Consider the following 20,283-nt stretch of genomic DNA (forward strand, 5'->3'; position numbering starts at 1 on the left):
CTCCAAATGTTGTATTATTTATAGTCATAAATCGTTACGCCTTTAACCACACGATTCACTGTACCTGTCGGTGAAGGGGTATCCGGTTTATTTCCAACTTTAATAGATGTTAAAAGTGCGACTGTTTGGGCTACCATAATATCTGCTAATGCTAAATAGCCATCAGGTAATAGAGCAGTTTCTGCGGAATATTCAATAGTTGAACCTGAGAAATTACGTTTGCCGGGTTGAGCAATCGCAAAAACACCCGCCGCAATTTCGTCACCGTGAACTTCTTCTAAGATATCCAAGTCATAATCTCTTGTGTATGGTGTATTATTAACAAAACCAAACATTATTGTTTTTTCATTAATAAATGATTTTGGTCCATGACGGAAGCCCATAGAAGAGTCAAAAATTGTGGCAACTTTGCCGGCTGTTAGTTCTAAAATTTTCAATTGCGCTTCTCTTGTCAAACCAGCTAAACTTCCAGAACCAACATAAACAATGCGTTCAAAATCAAGGTTAACAATTTCATTTAATTCTTCTTCACGGGATAGCACTTCTTCACCTAATTTAATTAGAGCGGTTACATAATCTTGTTTTTGCTCAAAGGCTGTTTGATCAAAGAGTAGTAATGTACCCAAAGTCATGCAAGAAAAGCTACCAGTCATCGCAAAACCACCATCATTGGAACGTGCTGGCATTAAGAATAAAAAGCTGTTTTCTTCTTTTTGGCTTATTTGTGCCAGTTGTCCTTCTTCGGCACAAGTAATCGCTAAATGATGAATTGTTTCAACCACTTGATTAGCTACTTCAACTGCCGCTAAACTTTCAGGACTATTTCCACTTCTTGCAAACGAAACTAACAATGTTGGTTCGTCTTTAATCAGATAATCTTCTGGTTTGGCCACAATATCCGTTGTCCCAATACTTTCGAATGAAAAGGCTTGTGTGTCGCCGTGTGCTCGGAGATAAGGTACAACCGTATCACCGACATATTGCGAAGTCCCTGCTCCTGTAAAAATTACTCTTGTTCGTTTTCCTTGCGCTTTGGCCTGGACTTCTTTTAAAAAGTTTTCCAAAGCTGTTTGATTTTCATGATAAAGTGTCACGGTTTCTTGCCAAAGCTCAGGTTGCTGACGAATTTCACGTGTCGTGATTTCCGCTCCTAGTTGTTCTAGTTCTTCTTTTTCTGCTGTAAACATACTTAACTCTCCTAACTATTCCGAATATGGCGTATCTGATAATGAAATTGATCTGCTCGCGCCACACTCAACGTAAATTCAATAATTTCATTTTTCATGTTATATGTCTGGCGTGCTAAATGAAGGACTGGCGCTCCTTCTGGAATCATCAATAATTTGGCATCTTCTTTTGAAGCAATGCTAGCGTATAATTCTTCATCAGCTAAACGAACGGTTTGCTTAAAATCTTCCGAAAATAGATCATATAATGGCTTACTACGTAGTAATTGATCCGTGAGTGATAAGAAAAATTTCACAGGCAAGTATGTGTCTTCAACCATTAATGGCTCGTTATCAGCAATCCGCAACCGACTTAATTTAAAAACTGCCTCTCCTAACGACAGATTCAAATGCTGACAAATAAATTTATCCGCTTCCAATTTTTCGAAGGATAATATACGGGTATGTGGTTTTCGACCCAACCCTTTCATTTGTTCTGTAAAACTATATGCGCCAGCTAAATCAGCGGCCTCTTTTTTTATATCTGAAACAAATGTTCCTTTGCCATGACGACGATAGATGGAACCTCTATTTTCTAGTTCTTGTAGCGCTAACCGGACCGTCGTCCGACTCACTCCATATTGTGCAGTCAATTCACGTTCAGAGGGCAACTTGTCATGAGGAATCATGCATGTTTCGATTCGTTCCTGCAGCAAATCAACAAGTTGATGATACAAAGCTTTGTTTTTAAAGGCATTTTCCATAACTTTCTCCTTTACCCTAACTGGTTATAACCACAAACCAATAGTACGGTGGTTTTTTTTATTTTGTCAATAAAAAGTATTAATAAATATCTTCATACCGCTATAACCTTGAAATGATAACGTTTACATTTTTTTATTTTTCTTTATTATAATATTTTTTTCCTCAAGAAATCATTTTTTTATAAAAAACCACCCTTAAATATGATACCAGTTGATAAAAAAAGATCCTCTAAAAGAGAATCTTTTTTTGCTCATTTTTCATATACAGATAAATATCTTTTATTTTTTTAATTTCGGTGTGCCGTACATTTTAGGTGTAACAGGCTTTAAGTTAGGAGCTTTTCCTTCAATTTTTGGTTCTTTTAACCATTGATATTCTCCTTCTCCATCTAATGCTTTACCACTAGCCCATGAGCCTTGACTGCTTGCATCTCCTTCAGAAAAGTTATAGAAATCATAGGCAATATCTAAACGTTCTTCTTCTCTAGGAAAAGTGCTTGGAACTAAGATAGAGCCCTCTTTTGTTTCCAGTTCCTTCACAGCGCTTGCCCATAAATTTTGATGATAGCTATCTCTAGCTAAAAGAATAGAAAGTAAATCTTTCACTCCACGGTCATCAATCATTTCATAAATTCGAGCAACTTGTAAGCGTCCTTGTGATTCTGCATTTAAATTAGCACGAAAATCAGCTAACATATTTCCACTAGCAATAATGTACCCACCACTCCAGGGATTTCCAACACTATCTGCGGGACGTGGCCCTAAACCAGCGACAATTGCATGTTGGGGATTCATCCCAGAAATAATTGCCCCAATTGTTGGATCTTTTTTCATTGCTTCTTCTTGATCTTCCACTGGTGCTCCTTCAAGTAGACGAGCGACCATTGTTGCAAGCATTTCAACGTGGCCCAACTCTTCAGTAGCGATATCCATTAACATATCTTTATACTTTTCTTCTCCGCGACAACTCCATCCTTGGAATAAATACTGCATTGCTACACTCATTTCACCGTACTGTCCACCAATTAATTCTTGAAGATACTTTGCAATTAACGGATTTGGTTTGTCTGGTTTCGCATCAAACTGTAATTCTTTTTGGTGTCTAAACATGATTCATCCTCCTATATAATAAATTTTAATGCCTCTTTATTTTGAATAATCTTTTTTGTAAAGATGATAACCAAAGGCTACTGAGATAATGAGCGCACCTAGGACGACTAATAAAAACCCTAAACCAGAACTTTTACCTGGTAGGCCGCCAGTATTCATCCCCCAAACACCAGCAATCATCGCTGGAATTGAAATAATTAATGCCGCTGAATCAAGATATTTCATTAAATGATTTAATTGGTTATCCATCATGCCGCTAAAAAGATTGCCAATACTTTCTAAGAGGTCTCTATAAATCGAAATCATTTTTTCGGTTTGTCGTTGTCTTAATTGAACGTCGTAAAGTAGTTTTTTATCGGATAATCGTTGAACAAACTGGGAAGATTGCCAGAGTAATTCTAACGTGCTTTTTTGATCTCTTAACGTATGATCAATGTAAACAATTTCTCTTTCTAAATCGGCTTGTTTGTACAATTCTTCATTTTCTGTAGTCATACGTGCTTTTTTATCTAGACGATCGATCCGTTGTTTCTTTTCCTTTAACTCTTCTACATAATGTGAGTAGATATCTAAAATCGCATACGTTATTAGTTTTTCAAACGTATCTATTTTGCAATCATATTTTTCTAATAAACGATCAAAAAAATGATTGTTCTCGTTAGTGCATGTAATTAAAAGGTTTTCTGAAGAAATAAAGGAAATAGGTGCTAAACGTTCCTCAATGTTCTCGCCCTCTTTCAAAAGGTTCATAAGCACTAGCGAAATCGGTTGTTTCAACGTCGTTCCCGAAAGAGCTTCAAACCGAGAAACTTCTTCTGGATACGACGTACCCACAAAAATATCTTTAGGAAAATTATACTCTTTAATTATTCTTTCAATTACCTGGGTTTCACTAGTGTCAATCACTAACCAATTAAAATCTTTTTCTTCTGTCTCCCTCACTTGTTCCCCACCAATAAAGTAGTACTTGGGCATTATAAATCTCTCCTTCTAAAAAATATTTCGAGTAAACGCACAATGCCTAGCGCAAATTAGTCTTCTTTACGTCTCCACTTTTCTGTAGTAATTAATTGAGGTGTACCTCTATTATTCTAAATAACAAGGGTTATCAAACGTGTTCAACAGCTTTACTATTTTTGGCATAAGAAAGATATTTACTAAATGTTTTTGCACAACGAAAGGCAGTCCTGTTCGCATATTGATCATAATAACGCTTGGTATACCACTGAAATTCTTTCGTCCAAGGTTTGACATGGCCAGTAAAGTGGATAATGGATGGTGCTCTTCTCGTTTCTTCATATTGTCTTTCTCCATAAATAGTCGGATGTTTTTTCGCTTTTGACAGAATATAACCTTGGGCATTCCACTTAGGATGTAACAAGGTCCAACGGTCGTGTAAAACCGCATTCAATGCATCTTGATCATGGAAACGTAATTTATCGGGATTTTGTTCAATAAATCTTAAAACTTTAGTGGTTACATCTAAATCCAACCATTTTTTTACATCGATTAGCAACAAGCCTGAGTTAAAATAACACATAGATTCTGCAGGAATCGCCATTTTTTCCAAACGTTGATGGAATCCTGCATCTTCAACAGCAGCGATGATATTTTCACCTAAATCTACTGTCCATAATTTTGCGACATCATCTAATGCATTCATGTCACAATCCATATATAAAAGTCGGTCGATCTGGCTTCCTCTAAATAACTCTGGAATAGCAATCCTATAGTAGGCTGTTTTGGGTATTCGCTCACTGGTTACAACATTTTTGAAAAAATGTGGGTTAATTTTTAAAAATGTTAACTCTGCATTGAGTTGGGTATGTTTAATCGTAAAGTACAATAGTTGCTTGCTTTCAAAATTGATATTGTCATCAATCACATAAAAATGAACAGCTGCCGCTGAAGGACTATTTTCTAAAATTGAAACAAACATAGCAGCAAGATGCGGTACAAAGTTGGTATTGCAACAGGAGACGATTGCTAGTTCTTTTCTATTTTCCATTTCTTGCACCTACTTTCTTTAACTTGTTTAGATAAAGAGCTGTATAAGGATGATTTTCTAACGTATTCCAGGGTTTATCGTGACCAGTAAAATGAATAATCGCTGGCTCTTGATTTCCCGCTGCATATAATTTTTGGTAAGCCTCATTAGGCGCTTCATGACGATTAAAAACTAAAGACGTCTGCATATTCCATCTTGGTTCTAAAGCTAGCCAATCTTCATAAAGAACGGCGTTTAAAGCATCTTGATCATGATAAACTATGCGGTCCCCATTTTCTTCTAGATACTGAATTGTTTTTTGGGTGATTGCTTTCTCGTTCCATCGGTCAATATCAATCATCATGACTCCTGAATTAAAATAATAATCGGATGAATGGATGCCCAAACGTTTCAAGGCATATGCTTGACCAGGATCAATAACTGCGCCAATCGTTTGGTTCACTAATGGCGTATCATACAATTGGGCAATATCATCTAAAACAAGCGTATCTGCATCTAAATAAAGAACCTTTTTATAGCTATATTTTTGTAAAAGTGACGGTAAAGAAATGCGTAAGTAAGCGGTCGTTGTAATATGGTCACTCACTAAAAAATTTTGATAGACTTCTTTGTCTGCTGTTAGAAATTCAACAGTCGCACTTTGTGAATTACTACTAACCGTTTCTCGGAGTGCTTTTTTGCTAGATAGCGACAGCCCATCATCAATCACATAAAAATGAACAGGTCTCTCCCCATGACAATTTTCTAAAACAGTTGTCATCATTACATTCAAATAAGGAGCATAATTTTCGTTTGAAGCTGTCACAATTGGCACAATCTTCTGAGTTTTTCTCATCAAAACCACTCTCCTCTTTCATCTTTTTATAGCTAAGTTCATAACCAGAATAGGACCGAAAAAATATTTATGCAAATCATACGCTTTAATAAACATAATTAAATTATAAAAAAAATATATTTTATTGCTATTAAAAAATATTTATGAGGAAACAAAAATAAATAATAGACCTCTAATTTAGGGATATATTAAGCAAAACAAAACCTACTTAATACTGCCACTACTATTTTTTTACTTCGGATAAAAGTATTGCTTCTAGATTTTCTTATTTGTTTTAATATTAAAAAAAATATTACCAATAAAAAACTGACTACTCAGTTAAGTAGTCAGTTTTTTGTTTAATAATCTTTAAAAATATTCTCATTTTCAAGGCTTAACTTCTGATAACCGCCATCTAACATTTCCTGAGTATCGTCCTGGTACAACCTTTAAAGGATCAGCTTTAAAACGAAAATAGAGATCATAATCATTGAGACTTTTAGTTACATCCTTACCCTCTACTTCTTGCTTTAGAATTAACTGTTCATCTTTGGTTAATTGAAAAAGCAATGTTTGAGTATTCTTTTCAAAAAAACAAAGAGAGACCTCTTGTCCCCAGCTTTCTAGTTGTTCAACGATAGTTGCTAGTTGTCCGCTTAATTCCCAAGAGTAACTACTTGTATTTGTAATTGTCAACGAATCATTCTCTGGTAAATTTTCTATTTTCATATAGAAATAACCATCTTCACGCTTCGTTTGAACTAATTCGTTGATTGTCAAAGTGTTTCCAACAAAAGCAGTAGGAACTGTAGTTAATTCTATAATTCCTTTAAAATCAATGGCTTGAATTTTGGTTTCTGATTGATTTCCTTCAGCATCTACTGTATACATACCTACGTAATACATTTTTTCAGGTTGAAGCTGTGAAGTTTCGTATTCAATAGTTGTTTCAAAATTCTCCGTTAAATTTTCTCTCGAAAGATGTGCTTTTTCAATAAAAGTAGTCGTAGCTAATTCTTCTTCTGAAACAATAGGACTCATAAACAGTTTAGTGGACGTAGAATTTTCATCTTCAATTTGAACAGGAAGGTAGGCCTTACGTTTTTGTCTTACAATTTGAGGAGACTGAGCTGCCTCCGTTGCAGAAGAATGACCAGTTGTAATTGTCGGCATCCATTTCCCTGTTAGCTTGTAATAATGGGCAGCTGGATCCCCGGTAGTCACTGGTTTAGAAAAAGCATTCCCGGAAAAAGTACTAGAAACAGGAACAGTTAAATCCAGCAGGCTATTTATTTGAACCAGCTTGTTTTTCACTTTGAAATAAAGACCATACAACGTACCTCTTTCAAGTGCCGGCAATGTAATGACTATTTTGTCTTTTTCTCTTGTAAAAGGGAGTGCTTGTCCACCCGTTGGTTGAGCGCCTGTCCCAATTTCTTGAGCACTCCCGAAGTAAACCTTATTCTCTAGCACTTCAAAGTTATCACGGAGTGTCATTTGGATCCTCGTCCCGGCTTGTAAACGAAGTAAATCACTTGTTTGTAAATAATCAATCGCTGTCATATACGTGATTTCTTGACTTCTGTCAACAGAATGAACTTCGTTTTGAGGAATCCCAGTGTCTGCTAGCAATTGGTTATCCGCTGATTGTGCAACACCCGTACGTAATTGCAAATCTACCAGCCCTTCCACATTTGTAAATGAAATAGCTTTTGCTTGTGCATAGCCCCCGTTTGCTCCAGTAAATCCAAAATAAACACGTTTATTTTCATTTAAGCCTAAGTTATTTTTAAACTCCGTATCCACAGGAATCGTAATATTTAAGGCATAATCAGGAACAGAATAGGTAAATGTTCCCGCTTCTCGTTTAAATTCCACGATAAATTTATGCCACTTACTATCAGATAAATCTGTCACTCCTTTTTCATTTCGGTGATGAAGGACTTTGTCAATCTTAAAAATACCATCTTTTGTATAGGAAGTTTCTGCCCCCGGATAAGCCCAGGCAATATGATGACCTTTGGAACTTGTATCACGATCCATCATGCCATCGTTTGCAATAAGATTACTATTATTGTTATAGAAGGTATCAAATTCAATCGCCAAACTGTTAGGAATTGCCCCCTTACTTAATGGTGTAGAATCTCCTGTGTTTGCCCATACTCCAATCGTTGGACCAGCTTCTTCGGCTATTGCTGTCGGACCATTACTTTGCATAACAAATGTTAATCCATCACTATCATTTGTTACATTTTCAATATAAAAAGCCATCTCAATTTTAAAATCATTTGTAAAACTCACTGGGTTATTAAACCAAACTGCCCCACTAGAACTCGGTGTTGTATCATTAATCTGAACATAGCGGTGATTTTCAGATCCACTTGGACTTCCCGCTTTTCCTACCGTCGAAATCATCGTTTGATCAATTGGCAATGTCTCAAACGCTGGTTCAATGATTGCTGCTAACCCTTCACCGGGAAAGAAAAATAGGCCACCAAAGAAAAGTAGTAAATAGGAAAGTAAAAAAAACAAGCCGCCTAATTTGCTGGGCTTCATTCTTGATTCACCCTCTTTTTATTTTTTAATTGGTAATATTTCCAAAGTAAGCCCAGAATTGCTAGTAAAAACACAATCAGCATTCCAACTAAAATTGAAAATATAATAGATTCATCTTTCTGTTTGGTGAAAAAGACTGTTTTTTGATTAATTACTTTCGCTTGAGCAGCAGAAACAGTAAACGAGTCATCGAACACCCAGTTGCCTTTTGAGGAATGAATTGCGATATGAACATTATATGTTCCAGATTTTAAGGTTTCTTCCTTTAACTCTGTTAAAATTGGAATCAAGGAGTTAGGAGCAATTTGATAGTTGTCTGCTTTTTTCGTACCAATTATTTTTTTATTTGTTTTATCATAGACAGTTGTCTCAACGTTTACCTTACCAAATGCGGTAGGCTGGTTGTTTATCAAGGTACTTTTGATAACTACAGTATCATTTTTTATGACTGGCTCAGTTTTGTCAAAAAGTAAATTAGGCTCAGGCAGTGAACCCAAATCGGTGCGTAACCTGACACCGATTTGGGTTAGATATTTTGCCTGAATCATTGAATGCATTGCTTTTTCTTGGTTTGGGGAAGTAATTGTTTCAAAAGCAAAAGCACCTAGCACTTCACCAGTAATTTTTTGTCGTTGACTGTCTAACTGAAACGAAACTTTTTTACTTTCAGAAGGCTTCAGACTTATTATTTGTTGTTTTGGTTCAACAAATTGAGTAAATGACTGCCCCTGATACATTTCTGCAGTTTCACGGCTTTGATAAGCAATTATACCCGTAGATGTTGTATAACTGTTTAAAGCACTCGCTTTTACTTGCAATGTTTGTTCAGATGTATTTGTAACTAGAAGAGTCAACGTTTGTTTATTTTCCTGAAGATATAAATCAAAATATGTAGCTTCTGATACTTGATTTTCAGGATACTCGGGTGTCACAGTAAAAGCGGTCGTTTCCGCCTCTACAGACATTACTTTACTATTTATGCTAAAAAATATGCTACATAATGTGAAAAAAAATAACAAAAAAGTAGTGTTACTTTTAACCGTCATGCTCTCTCCTCCTAACAGCCAAAATTTCAACTCTGTTGTTGAGCCATTTAACTTACAGACAAATTATTAATTTTTTTGTCTAGGTTGCTTCATTCAGGAGTATAAGCGTTTGTTAACACCCAAGTAACCGTTCCACTGTAGCGACCACTATTAATATTTTGTTTTGGAAAAGTTAACGTCGTGTTTGATAAATCAAATTCATTCGCTGCCAATCCAGTTGTTCCGTTTGCACTAGCGACAAGTGTCGGCTCAGTCGTGCCAGCGTCAATTGTTGTCGTAGCAGTAACTGTCGCATCACCTTTTGCCCGTGTGGTTGCTAAATTCAATTTCGCAGATTGTAATTTTACGTTATTTTCATTTTTAATATCTGATAGTTTTAACGACAACATCCAGCCGGATTCGTTTGGCCCTCGATAATCAGATACTTTCGTTATCTCTGGTGTTCCAGTCAATGTTTGATCAGATTCCGCAACATCTTGAATCGTTAGCTCTCCAAAATTAAAGTTAGAAACTGCATCTAAATTTAAGATTCCTGGTTGAATTGTCAAAGATGCTTCACTTGTCAATTCAGCTGTTGGGTTCGCTTCAGCGGCATACGAATTGATTGCTCCATCTCCCAAAGTCACTCCCAGTACTGCTATTGTTGATAAAATACTTTTTTTCATCCTATCCCATCCTTTTTAAAATTTTCAAAAAATGACCTTAACCATCTAAAAGATAATTAGCCTGAATTGGAGCATAACACAAGATGTTTTTCCTTTTAAAAAAAGATGTACTATAAGTCATTTTCATTAGAGAAAGACCTTTCTATGATGGTATAATAGGGAAACAGAAAGAAACTTTCAGAGACCAAGGAGGAAAACTGGCGTGTATGGTCAAACAATCAGAAAAATTCGAAAAGACAAAGGGTTAACTCAAAAAGATGTTTGCCAAGGAGTTGTGACACTGAGCTATTACAGCCGAATTGAACGAAACATTAGTACCCCTACCATCGATATATTTATGGAGATCATAAAAAATTTGAATGTTCGATTAGAAGAATTTATGTATATTCACAATGACTATCAGAAAGCTTTAAAAGATCAGACTTGGTTTGAGATTACCGAACTTTATCATGCAGGAAATATGAAAAGTCTCGAGGACTATAAAACAGCGATTTTAACTGGAAAACTGCCACACGAAGAAGAAATTACGATTCAATTAATTAACCTGTTTATTTATCGTTTGGGTGGCAATGTCGTCGCCGAAAATATAGCTCATATTGTTCAAAACTTGATGAACTTAGAAAATTGGACTAGTAGGGAAGTCACGATGTTCATTACGATTATGGACGAAATTCCTATCGAAACCTTGTTAATTATTGTCAATCGATTGCTCAAAAAAAGAAATCTTTATTCTGCTTCTGATGGCTACAATTCTCCATATAGCAAAATACTCATCAATACCATCCTTCTCTGTGTAAACAACAAGTATCTCAACGAAGGGCTAAGTTATTTGAAACAGTTTCGAGAAATGTTAGAAATTCGAGATTTATACGGAAAAACAATGGCTTTATTCTTAGAAGGATTGCTTTGCTATGCCAAAGGAGCACAACTTGCGGGTACAAAAAAAGTTAATGAGGCCTTTCAAATTTTTCATTTATTAGAGATGGATAATTTTTCTCGCAAATATCAGCAATACTTTGAGTATATTAAAACTATCTATTAATAGGTTCATTTTTGTGACTTTTACAGTATTAGCCTTATGGAAGAAAGTATACGTAGCACTTTCTCTTCCTAACTTATTTCTGTTATACTTAAGTAAGAAATATGTAGGTAGGAGAGCGTAAATTTATGAAAATTTATTACATTGAAGACAATCCTTTTCATCAAGAGCGATTTAAAAAAGAACGCCACAACTATGAAAGTTTACGTTCTGTTCCTGTAGAGATATTTCCCAATAATAAATTAGAAAGTATTTATAAAAAACTAGATACTTTTGATTTTTCAGTCTCCGATATCTTCTTAATAGATATTGATTTGCAATCCCTTCATTCTGGTATTGATTTTGCAAAAAAGATTCGACTAATTAATCCTGATTGCTACATCATCTTTTTATCAAATGATACAACTAAAGGTTTAGAAATTATCAATCAACATATTCGACCTGATTTATATCTCTCTAAAAATGAAATGAGCAACGTATTTTTAGCTTTGGAAAATATCTTGGTATCTAGATTAAAAAAAGTTAATAACACAACTGCTCTTATTGAACTTAAAGGTTCTTCAAAAGTCTATCTGATTCATCCAGATGAAATTAACTACCTCTCCACTATTAAAGGATTTCGTTCGTCTATAGAATTTTTCGGTACAACAGAAAATTTTATCATTCAAGATAAAATGAAAAATTTAAAACAATTACTTGCTCCTTATCATTACTTTAACGATTTAAAAAGCTTTTCCATTAATCCGTATAATATTAAAGAAATAAATAAAAATACATTAGAAGTTATTTTTAAAAACGAAGAGTGTTTGTCATTGAGTGCTACCAGCATAAAGAAATTACTTACGTACATTGATGCTCTAGGATAAACAAAAAACAGGCAAAATATGCCTGCTTTTTGTTTAATTAAAAGAAATAGTTAAAGATAATTCAAACAGTTTCTCTTGTTTATCATAACGCAAATCATAATTAATATTGTTATACAGGTTAACAATTCTTGAAAAATTATAAAGCCCTAGTCCTCCTGCTTTTTTCTCGGAATGACCACGTTTTAAAAGTACCGTTAAATTGCCACCATGGTCAATTATCGCAGGATTTCTAACTAAAAAATGAAAAGCCTGATCTTTCTCGTTTAAACAGATAACAATCGGTTGAGCATTATCTGTTGCCGAATAATGCTCAATGGCATTATTTAAAGCAATAGAAAGTAGACGGATCAAGTCGATATAGTCCACAGCAACCGTTGAAATCACATTTAAAACTTGAATAGAGTATGATCTATTATTCTTTTCTGCTTTATCGATAAAATCATAAAGTAAACCTTTAATCACTGGGTCTGTAATCTTTTTCATTGGATTATGTCTAGCATCTTCTATCCTCTCTAAAGAATACTCTTTAAAATGAGTTACCAGTTCTCGCGCCTCTTCTGGTGTCTGATGACTAATTCCATATTCTAAGGCTGCAATAAAATTTAAATAATCATGACGAAATTCATCTAATTTATTGTAATATTCTTGTGTTTCTTTTAAATCTTTTAAGTAAGAAGTAACAAATTCCTTACGTTTTCTGTTAATAATGAACACTATAAAAGCTACACTACTAAAAAGGTTGAATCCTAACATAATAATTGAAGTTAACACGTAATCTAGTGAATATAGGTTCACTTGTGCATGTAGAAAATAAAGTCCTGCCATCATTAAAGTAGACAATAAGGTAATGCTTTTCATTTTTTTCGTATAATCTGTAAAATAGTCAAAAATATGATATTTTTTATCAAGATGCTTCAAGTACAGACATAAAAATACTGTCATAGCGATTTCTAGAAAAACAGTAATATATAAATGATTGAATCCTAGATATCGTGGAAGATCAATACACAAGAAGATAATTAATCCCCCACAACTCATTAAAAAATTATTTAGTAAGATAGAAAGATAAATGTTCTCTACTTTAATATAGATATAGTAACATTGAGAAAAATAGAGCAGAAATAAAAAAAAGAATGTATATTTTATCATAAGTAAATTACAAACCGCCAATAATAAATAAAAGATAGTAAAAAAGTACGTACTTCGCTCCTGAAATAATAGATTGATGCCTATTAAAATATTTACATACACCATACCCACAAATACAATTAATTCCATTATTTTACTTCCACTCCTGACTTGCTAACCTATATTATCATACCAAAAAAGAAAGAAAAACAAAGAATCTATGTTTTCCTTTCTTTTTAACTAGGGCGCTTCAATAATTGTCCATTCTAACTCAGATTGATAATCGCCAATATATGCATTCGATGAAATCGCTAAATCAAATTGATGATTTCCATCTTGTATCAGACCATATTCCGTGTCAGTTTCTTTGACAACAGGTAAGGTAACTTGTTGATTATTCGTAATGACTAAATTATCTCTATTATTTTGATAACTGAGAACAGCTGGAAGTTCTCTTTGCGCATTTTTAAATGTGCTTATTTGGCTGACTACTAATTGCCAGTTTCCTGGTGAACGCGTGGTATCTTCAATTTTTATATCGACTGGTTTTTGAGGAAGAGAGTGAACTGTTTGTCCATTAATAACAGCATCTTGAAAAGATAGGACTGAATCAACAGATTTAAAATGTACAGTGCCTTCCATTAATTGTAAGGTAAAAGTTGCAACATTTGACTTGAGTCCCTCTGTATCTACCACATAAATTTCAACAGCATTCGCTCCAAGCTTTAAATCGGCTAATGACATTTCTTGTGAAAAAACATTCCAAGTCCCTTTATTTGCATTCGCTACAGAATTTTCTAGTAGATGTTCTACCCCATTTAATTTGTAATAAAGAGTCCCCGTTTGACTCTCAGCGTCTTTCCATTGTCCTTCCACTTTAAAGGATGAAAGATTCGGCGTTATTGGAATAGTTTTATTTGATAATGCGTCCACCAACTGAAGTTGAGGAGGTGTATTTTTTTGTACCAACGTTAGTATCCCGTTATCGGATGCGGTTTGCCCCATACTATCTTTTATTTCAATCTGTGTTTTATTTTGGCCAATCATTCCTATATTAGTTAAATCAACGGGTATTGAAAATGTTCCCTCTTTTTGAAAACTCCCAGTTGGTATCGCAACAGTTTGACCATTAACAGTTAACGTGGGTTTTAGATCCGCTATATTTCCAGTCCATGTACCGGTTAAAGTTATATGGTAGGAATTTGCATCAGTGATGTCGACTACTTTATTTTTACTTTCCTCATCAAAAGATACATTGATACTTTGAATAGCTGGCATTTTCGTAGTTAAAAAATCCTCCCAATCAAAATCACCTTTAGAGCTGTCATAAATACCTGAATGAAGAGAAAACTCTTTATTTTTTAACGCTTCCTCTGTAACCTTGGCTTTATACGAAAGAATAATTTTATCTCCTTTGTTTATTAACAAATTGGAAATTCGATAAGTGTCATCATAAGGACCATCATCATATTGATTCGTTACTTGAAGTTCTGTCATCCGACCATCATAGGAAACAGTATCATGATACATCACTTGTGCTTCTGCATTAAAGGCCCAAAATATATCTCGATGAAGTTCTTTAGAAGTATTAACGAATGAGCCAGTATCAGATAAACTTCCTCTTTTATAAATAAACGTTGGTTCTCCTTCTAATTTCAATCCTTGTGTTTCATCTGGAAAAAGAACTAACATGGAAGATTGATTAAAAGATTCAGGTAAGACGCCATCATCTAGTTTTTCCAAAGTTGTATTGACTGTGACCGTGTCCCCAACAGCGGTATAGTACGGTGAATGGTCTTTTTCATAAGCAATTGTAGCTTTCACATGACCACCCAAAATGGTTGCTTCTTGATTATCTGGGTAGTCTGCAGCTAAAACATTCCCTGAAAAAAAAATCAGAGAAATAAAAATGGCACACATTAGAACTAAACAATTGGTGGCAAAAAATTTTTTATTAATTATGTTCATTGAATATGCTCACCTACTTCTTTTGTTTAAGTAATTTATAACTTAAAACTAGAATAATCCCTATTAATAATAAACCTACCACGATAATGATCGGTAAATACGGAACTCCTTTGTTTTCTAGAACAGCTTTTTTATTTATTTTTTCTGCTTTTTTAGCTTGTATTTCGAAATCAGTCGTCAAATGCCAAGTTTTATTGGTAGTCCCTTCTTTAGCATCAATTGTGACGGTATAGTTACCTGGTGTAATCTTTTCTTTATTTAAGCCAATTGGAAAGTTAAAATTTGTATTAGGCGCAATGGACATATTTTCTTTTTTCGATTTATAAAGAACCTTTTTAGAACCTTTTTTTGTAATTGTTGCGTCAAAACTTACTTTACTGATAATTGTTGGTGTTGGATTTTGGACATTTGCAAAAATAGTCGTATACGAATTTTCTAAACCGGGCCGCGCAGCTAGTAATTTTAAATCTGGCGTCACTTTATTTGTATTCGTTTCTAATTTCATTCCGATTACATAGGCATATTTATTTCTTATTGCTGTCCCACTAACCTTTTTACTTAGCGTATCTTTTTTAGTGATATGAATGCCGCCAAGAATTATCCCTGTAAAAGCTTGTTTTGGCATCTTTATTTGAAAGGGAATATCTTTTGCTTCTCCAGGTTGTAATGTCACCTCTTGTGTCTCTGGTGAAACCAATTGATTTAACACATAATCAGCTGATACATCTTTTTTTACGTTTTTTTGTCCATAATCAATGACACCATTACTATTCGTTACAGCATTATTAACATCGACAAGGTAAGTCGCCTTCTCTTGACTATTATTCTTTACATGAATAGAAACTTGTTCTTTTTGACTCGGTTTTAATAATAAGTCAAAATAAGAAAGCTTTTTATTATTTTGAAAAGATGGAAGATTTGCGCTAACACTGTATGCTGATTCTGAAGAATCAGCATACACTTTTACATTGTTCATTCCTAAAATAATAAAACTTATTCCGATAAACAAACAACTTTTAATGAGGGAGAAACGAGGTCCGCTCTTATTCATGCGCATCAATTGGACCAGCAGTTAAAGTCCAAGTAATCGTCGCTGTATATTCTTTTGCCTGAGCACTTCCTGAGGGAACGGCTAGTTGAACATCTGTATTATGTCCTTCTTCACCAGGAAACACATCTAGCCAGGTTCCTTCTCCTGCCAGACTAGCTGCTGACATGACATTTTGTGCTTCAGTATTATTGAAAGTTACATCTTCGTTTACAGTAGGTTGTGCACTGGTATTATCTGATTTTTTTCGAGCAACTCCATTTTCAAACGATAAGACGGCCCCTTTTAATTCAGATTGATCCTCTGCTTTAAATTTAGAAGCACTTGCGGTTAAAGTCCACCCTCCTTCAACACCACGTTTATCAGTAATTTGGACATGTGGTTCAGCATTTAAAGCGCTATATACTTGACTATCACTAGAGATTTCTTGGGTCCCAAAACTAATATTAGAGACATAATCAATAGATAAAGGACCATTATCGTCTGTTCCATGATTATCTGGATCATCTGGGTCAACCGGATTGACAGGATTATCTGGATCGTCTGGATCAACCGGATTAACTGGATCATCGTTTCCTCCAGTAAAAGTGACTTTTGCTGTAGTCGTTGTTGCATCACCTGACTCGGCTGCATTTGCTAAAACTCCAGTCAAAAGTGTTGCAGACAATAATGTTGTCGCTGCTAAAGAATATAAGATACTTTTTTTCATATTCATTCTCCTTTATGTGTTTGTAATTTTTTTTAAGCGGGTGCATCCGTTAACGTCCATTCAAGAGTCGCTGTGTAATCCCCAGCCAAATTTCCAGAAGGAACTTTCAAAGAAACATCTGTTGTAGTCATTTGATCTGCCCATGTTCCTAACCCTGTATTCACTGCTGAGGTCATGATATTTTGGGCTTCTGTGTTAACTGTTACAACTGCTGTAGATGGCGTTGCAGATTGATTATCATTCACCGTTTTAGGCGTGCCGTTAGGTAAAGTTAATTGTGCCCCCTTCAATTCTTGCCCACTTTGTGTTTTGAATCCAGCACTTTCGCTATCATAATTGACTTGTAAATTCCAACCTGCACCAGTTCCCCGTAAATCGGATACTTGAGCTTCTGTACGTAAAGAAGGTTTTTGTGCGGCATACGTTTCTGTAGAACCAGAAATTGTTTGCGTACCAAAATCAATATTAGAAATGTAATCGATACGCAAGACCCCAGTGTTTCCTGTTGAATCATTGGAATTAGGATTATCATCTGGATCAATAGGATCAATTGGTCCAACAGGATTATCTGGATCTGCTTGTGAGATGCCGATTTTTGCTATACTTGTAGCATCTTTATCTTCAGCATGAACGACTGTACTACCTAATGTTGCACAACTAAATAATGCCGTAATTAAAATCATTTTTTTCATTGTTCTGTTTCCTTCTTTCTTCTTTTGAAAAATATCCATAATAGTAATCCGCCAATAAGTAACCAACCACTAAGCATAAAAAAATGATTTTTTAGTTCATTAGTCATTGGAAATAATTTCTGGGATTTCATTTCGTGATACTTTTTGCTGTTTTGTGTTTGTACATCTGAATTATTCGTTTTTTGTTGTGGCATATTGCTTTTAAAGGTAATGCCAACGTTACTTTTTTCGCTAATTGCAAAAGCATCCTGTCCAAAACTAGTAGATATTTGAATACATCCAATCATCATTAGCATTATAAGCAATTGTCTACTAAATTTTTTCATTTGTTGTCCCCCTTACCATTAATCGAATAGCACCCCCAAACTGAAGTTTTGATCAATTTAGAATTATTACAATTCAGAACATCCATAGTATACTTAAATCAAAACAACATTTCCTGATTTTGGAATCGCTTTCTTATAAAGTTGTGTCAAAATATCATACAATTTAATATTTTTTCTCTTTCTAAGAAAAAAAATAAAGGACAAAAATCTAAAATGATTTTTGTCCTTCACTTCATATATGATTCTCTTTCCCTTCCAAAATTATCCTTCTTAAATGATCTACGGCGTAGTCGGATAATTTTGGACTGTCGTTTGATTGCCATTTTGACTAAACAAGCTGGTTGATTGTGCATTTTTTTGTTTTTCTACTTCTAAGACTTTGTTTTTTTCAAAAGTCACATCATAGTTGTAGTCCTTTGGTTGCACTTCTTGGAATCCTTGTGGTTTATAAAAACGTAAAAGGTTTTCCTGATTTAATTTGTCAGATAAACTTAACGATTTTTTCACCCAATCGTTATCTTTCGTGACTTCTGCTTTTAAATCTGCTGGAACTTGGTCTAATTTTTTCCCTTGATTGTTGTAGATTTCCCCACCTAGATAAGAAAATTGAGGCGTTACAAAATCGCCATTTCTAAAAGGAACCACTTGTTTATATTGAGGGGATAAAAGGTCCGTGCCAAAATGGATATAATTTTTATCATCGACACCTAAAAGATGGTACAGTGTCGGTAAAACATCAATTTCCCCACCATATTCGTGCATGATTTTCCCTTGCGTATAGCCTGGCATGTAAAACATCAAAGGTACTCTTTGCAATTGCGCATTGTCATAGTTTGTCCACGCTTTTGGATCGCGGTTGAAGGCTTTACATAAGTCCTTGTTGTTCGCATCTGAAATACCGAAGTGGTCACCATAAATAACAAAAATAGAATGATTGTATAAACTTGTTGTTTGCAAGTAATGGAAAAATTGTTCCAGCGATTGATCCAAATAGTGCGCTGTTCGAACATAATCATCCACAATCGAATTGCCTGTGTTCAATTTAGGAAACGGGAAGTTTTGGTCATCCGTATAATAAGGGGTATGATTGGTCACAGTTAAAAACTTCGCATAGAATGGCTGCTGTAAATGTTCAAGCTCACTAGCTGATTCACGCAACAATTGTTTATCTAAAATACCGTAACCTAGCATTTTGTCATCTTTTGAAAAATATGACCGATCAAAAAAGCATTGATAACCTAAGTTTTTATACACATGGTCTCGATTCCAAAAACTCCCCACATTTCCATGGAAAACAGCGGTTGTATAGCCTTTTTGTCCTAAAACTGCGGGAGCCGCTTCGAAAGTATTGTCTGATCCTAATTGTGTAAAAAGAGAGCCTTGCGGTAGCCCGAATGTTCCTGTTTCCAACATGTTCTCCGCATCACTCGTTTTTCCTTGCCCTACTTCATGAAAGAAATTATCAAAACTGATTGTCGCTTTGTTTTGATAGAGCTGATTTAAAAACGGTGTAACCTCTTGGCCTTGGACTTTCATATTAATCAAAAATTGTTGAAAACTTTCTAAATGAATCACAAATACATTTTTTCCTTTGGCAATCCCGGCATACTGCGGATTAAGCGGTAAATTGTTTTGCTTGGTAAATTTCATGATTTCAGGTAATTCGTTTGAACTAGCTTCTGCTCTTACCTCATTTGACATGGCTGTTTTGACACCATCGATGGCTGTGAATGCATCCAAGCCAAGATATTTTACAATATAATTACGATCAAAAATTCTTTGAAGCAATTGAGGACGATCGGTTTCGCTTAAAAATAAGTTAACCGAAAAGAGCAAGACACTTAAACAACTAATTGAGATCGCCAATCTTCTGTTGATAGGTTTGGTCACAAAGACTTGATGATTCCGTCGCTGTTTAAAAGAGTAAAATACCAAAACGAGCAGCACTAAAGTATCTAGCCAATAAAAGACATCGTGGACCCTCATTAAGGCAAGTAAATCACCAGAAATCCCTTCTGAAACTTTTGAAAAGCCAAAAACAGATTGGATGGTAATAAAGTCAGTGAATTCACGATAAAAAATAATATTCAAATATAAAATTAATGTATTTAAAACATTTAAAAGAGTTAAGCTAAGCATAAATGTTTTATGCTTTTTAAAATACAAACTAAAGCCAAATAATAACAGCGTAGTAGCAACTGGATTGAACCACAAAATTTCTCGTTGGAGACTGCCCTTAACGCCCAATGAGAAATCTAGGTAATACGCCAGAATCGTTTTTGCCCAAAAGAGTAAAACAAAAAATAAAAAGAGTCCTAATCGGTTATTTATTTTTTTCATCTAAGTTTGTCTTCCTTTCCCTTCAAAAAAATCTTGAT

At 34.7% G+C, this 20,283-nt stretch carries 18 protein-coding genes; 2 read left to right on the top strand and 16 right to left on the bottom strand.

Going from position 1 to position 20,283, the window contains the following annotated elements:
- Positions 1–14: 14 nt before the first annotated feature.
- The 9 genes from agaS to IGK70_RS08160 all read right to left on the bottom strand — a co-directional run bounded on the left by agaS (position 15) and on the right by IGK70_RS08160 (position 10,129).
- Complete coding sequence (gene agaS / locus IGK70_RS08120) at positions 15–1,187, bottom strand: SIS domain-containing protein (protein WP_104855849.1); 1,173 nt, start codon at positions 1,185–1,187, stop codon at positions 15–17.
- 11 nt (positions 1,188–1,198) lie between these two features.
- Positions 1,199–1,930 (bottom strand): GntR family transcriptional regulator, encoded by a 732-nt coding sequence (locus IGK70_RS08125; RefSeq protein ID WP_002360115.1) that lies wholly within the window; start codon positions 1,928–1,930, stop codon positions 1,199–1,201.
- Positions 1,931–2,209: 279 nt separating this feature from the next.
- Positions 2,210–3,040: a manganese catalase family protein gene (locus IGK70_RS08130; protein ID WP_104855850.1), complete on the bottom strand. Its 831-nt coding sequence runs from the start codon at positions 3,038–3,040 to the stop codon at positions 2,210–2,212.
- 36 nt (positions 3,041–3,076) lie between these two features.
- Positions 3,077–4,015 carry a magnesium transporter CorA family protein gene (locus IGK70_RS08135; protein ID WP_010777700.1) on the bottom strand — a complete coding sequence of 313 codons (939 nt, stop codon included), beginning with the start codon at positions 4,013–4,015 and terminating at the stop codon, positions 3,077–3,079.
- A 133-nt stretch (positions 4,016–4,148) separates the two neighbouring features.
- A complete protein-coding gene (locus tag IGK70_RS08140; RefSeq protein WP_438775212.1) occupies positions 4,149–5,048 on the bottom strand; it encodes a glycosyltransferase family 8 protein in 900 nt (299 codons plus the stop codon).
- Positions 5,038–5,883 (bottom strand): glycosyltransferase family 8 protein, encoded by an 846-nt coding sequence (locus IGK70_RS08145; protein ID WP_010777702.1) that lies wholly within the window; start codon positions 5,881–5,883, stop codon positions 5,038–5,040. Before IGK70_RS08145 ends, IGK70_RS08140 begins: the two co-directional genes overlap by 11 nt.
- 366 nt (positions 5,884–6,249) lie before the next feature.
- The gene (locus IGK70_RS08150; RefSeq protein ID WP_220421639.1) at positions 6,250–8,418 is read right to left on the bottom strand and encodes an L-type lectin-domain containing protein; all 2,169 of its coding nucleotides are present in this window, start codon (positions 8,416–8,418) and stop codon (positions 6,250–6,252) included.
- Positions 8,415–9,383 carry a DUF916 and DUF3324 domain-containing protein gene (locus IGK70_RS08155; protein WP_048942385.1) on the bottom strand — a complete coding sequence of 323 codons (969 nt, stop codon included), beginning with the start codon at positions 9,381–9,383 and terminating at the stop codon, positions 8,415–8,417. The genes IGK70_RS08150 and IGK70_RS08155 overlap by 4 nt, the downstream gene beginning before the upstream one ends.
- A gap of 170 nt (positions 9,384–9,553) precedes the next feature.
- Positions 9,554–10,129, bottom strand: coding sequence for a WxL domain-containing protein (locus tag IGK70_RS08160; RefSeq protein ID WP_002381796.1), 576 nt, complete (start codon positions 10,127–10,129; stop codon positions 9,554–9,556).
- A gap of 202 nt (positions 10,130–10,331) precedes the next feature.
- Between IGK70_RS08160 and IGK70_RS08165 the strand changes: the two genes are divergently transcribed.
- Both IGK70_RS08165 and IGK70_RS08170 read left to right on the top strand, forming a co-directional pair.
- A complete protein-coding gene (locus IGK70_RS08165) occupies positions 10,332–11,171 on the top strand; it encodes a helix-turn-helix domain-containing protein (protein ID WP_002381794.1) in 840 nt (279 codons plus the stop codon).
- A gap of 125 nt (positions 11,172–11,296) precedes the next feature.
- Positions 11,297–12,034 carry a LytTR family transcriptional regulator DNA-binding domain-containing protein gene (locus tag IGK70_RS08170; RefSeq protein ID WP_104855851.1) on the top strand — a complete coding sequence of 246 codons (738 nt, stop codon included), beginning with the start codon at positions 11,297–11,299 and terminating at the stop codon, positions 12,032–12,034.
- 33 nt (positions 12,035–12,067) lie between these two features.
- Here IGK70_RS08170 and IGK70_RS08175 read toward each other — a convergent pair whose 3' ends face one another.
- The 7 genes from IGK70_RS08175 to IGK70_RS08205 form a co-directional block, all read right to left on the bottom strand.
- The gene (locus IGK70_RS08175) at positions 12,068–13,312 is read right to left on the bottom strand and encodes a GHKL domain-containing protein (protein WP_104874222.1); all 1,245 of its coding nucleotides are present in this window, start codon (positions 13,310–13,312) and stop codon (positions 12,068–12,070) included.
- A gap of 90 nt (positions 13,313–13,402) precedes the next feature.
- On the bottom strand, positions 13,403–15,130 hold the full coding sequence (locus IGK70_RS08180) for a hypothetical protein (protein WP_101008465.1): 1,728 nt from the start codon (positions 15,128–15,130) through the stop codon (positions 13,403–13,405).
- A 13-nt stretch (positions 15,131–15,143) separates the two neighbouring features.
- Positions 15,144–16,181 (bottom strand): DUF916 and DUF3324 domain-containing protein, encoded by a 1,038-nt coding sequence (locus IGK70_RS08185; protein WP_025190747.1) that lies wholly within the window; start codon positions 16,179–16,181, stop codon positions 15,144–15,146.
- Positions 16,174–16,887, bottom strand: a complete 714-nt coding sequence (locus IGK70_RS08190) for a WxL domain-containing protein (RefSeq protein ID WP_010825313.1) — start codon at positions 16,885–16,887, stop codon at positions 16,174–16,176. The genes IGK70_RS08185 and IGK70_RS08190 overlap by 8 nt, the downstream gene beginning before the upstream one ends.
- Before the next feature lie 32 nt (positions 16,888–16,919).
- The gene (locus IGK70_RS08195) at positions 16,920–17,579 is read right to left on the bottom strand and encodes a WxL domain-containing protein (RefSeq protein ID WP_104855853.1); all 660 of its coding nucleotides are present in this window, start codon (positions 17,577–17,579) and stop codon (positions 16,920–16,922) included.
- On the bottom strand, positions 17,576–17,905 hold the full coding sequence (locus IGK70_RS08200; protein WP_002398721.1) for an LPXTG cell wall anchor domain-containing protein: 330 nt from the start codon (positions 17,903–17,905) through the stop codon (positions 17,576–17,578). The genes IGK70_RS08195 and IGK70_RS08200 overlap by 4 nt, the downstream gene beginning before the upstream one ends.
- Before the next feature lie 279 nt (positions 17,906–18,184).
- Positions 18,185–20,245 (bottom strand): LTA synthase family protein, encoded by a 2,061-nt coding sequence (locus tag IGK70_RS08205; protein ID WP_220421638.1) that lies wholly within the window; start codon positions 20,243–20,245, stop codon positions 18,185–18,187.
- Positions 20,246–20,283: the final 38 nt, after the last annotated feature.

Source organism: Enterococcus sp. DIV0358 (genome assembly GCF_051713465.1).
In the GTDB taxonomy this organism is placed as follows: Bacteria; Bacillota; Bacilli; order Lactobacillales; family Enterococcaceae; genus Enterococcus; species Enterococcus faecalis.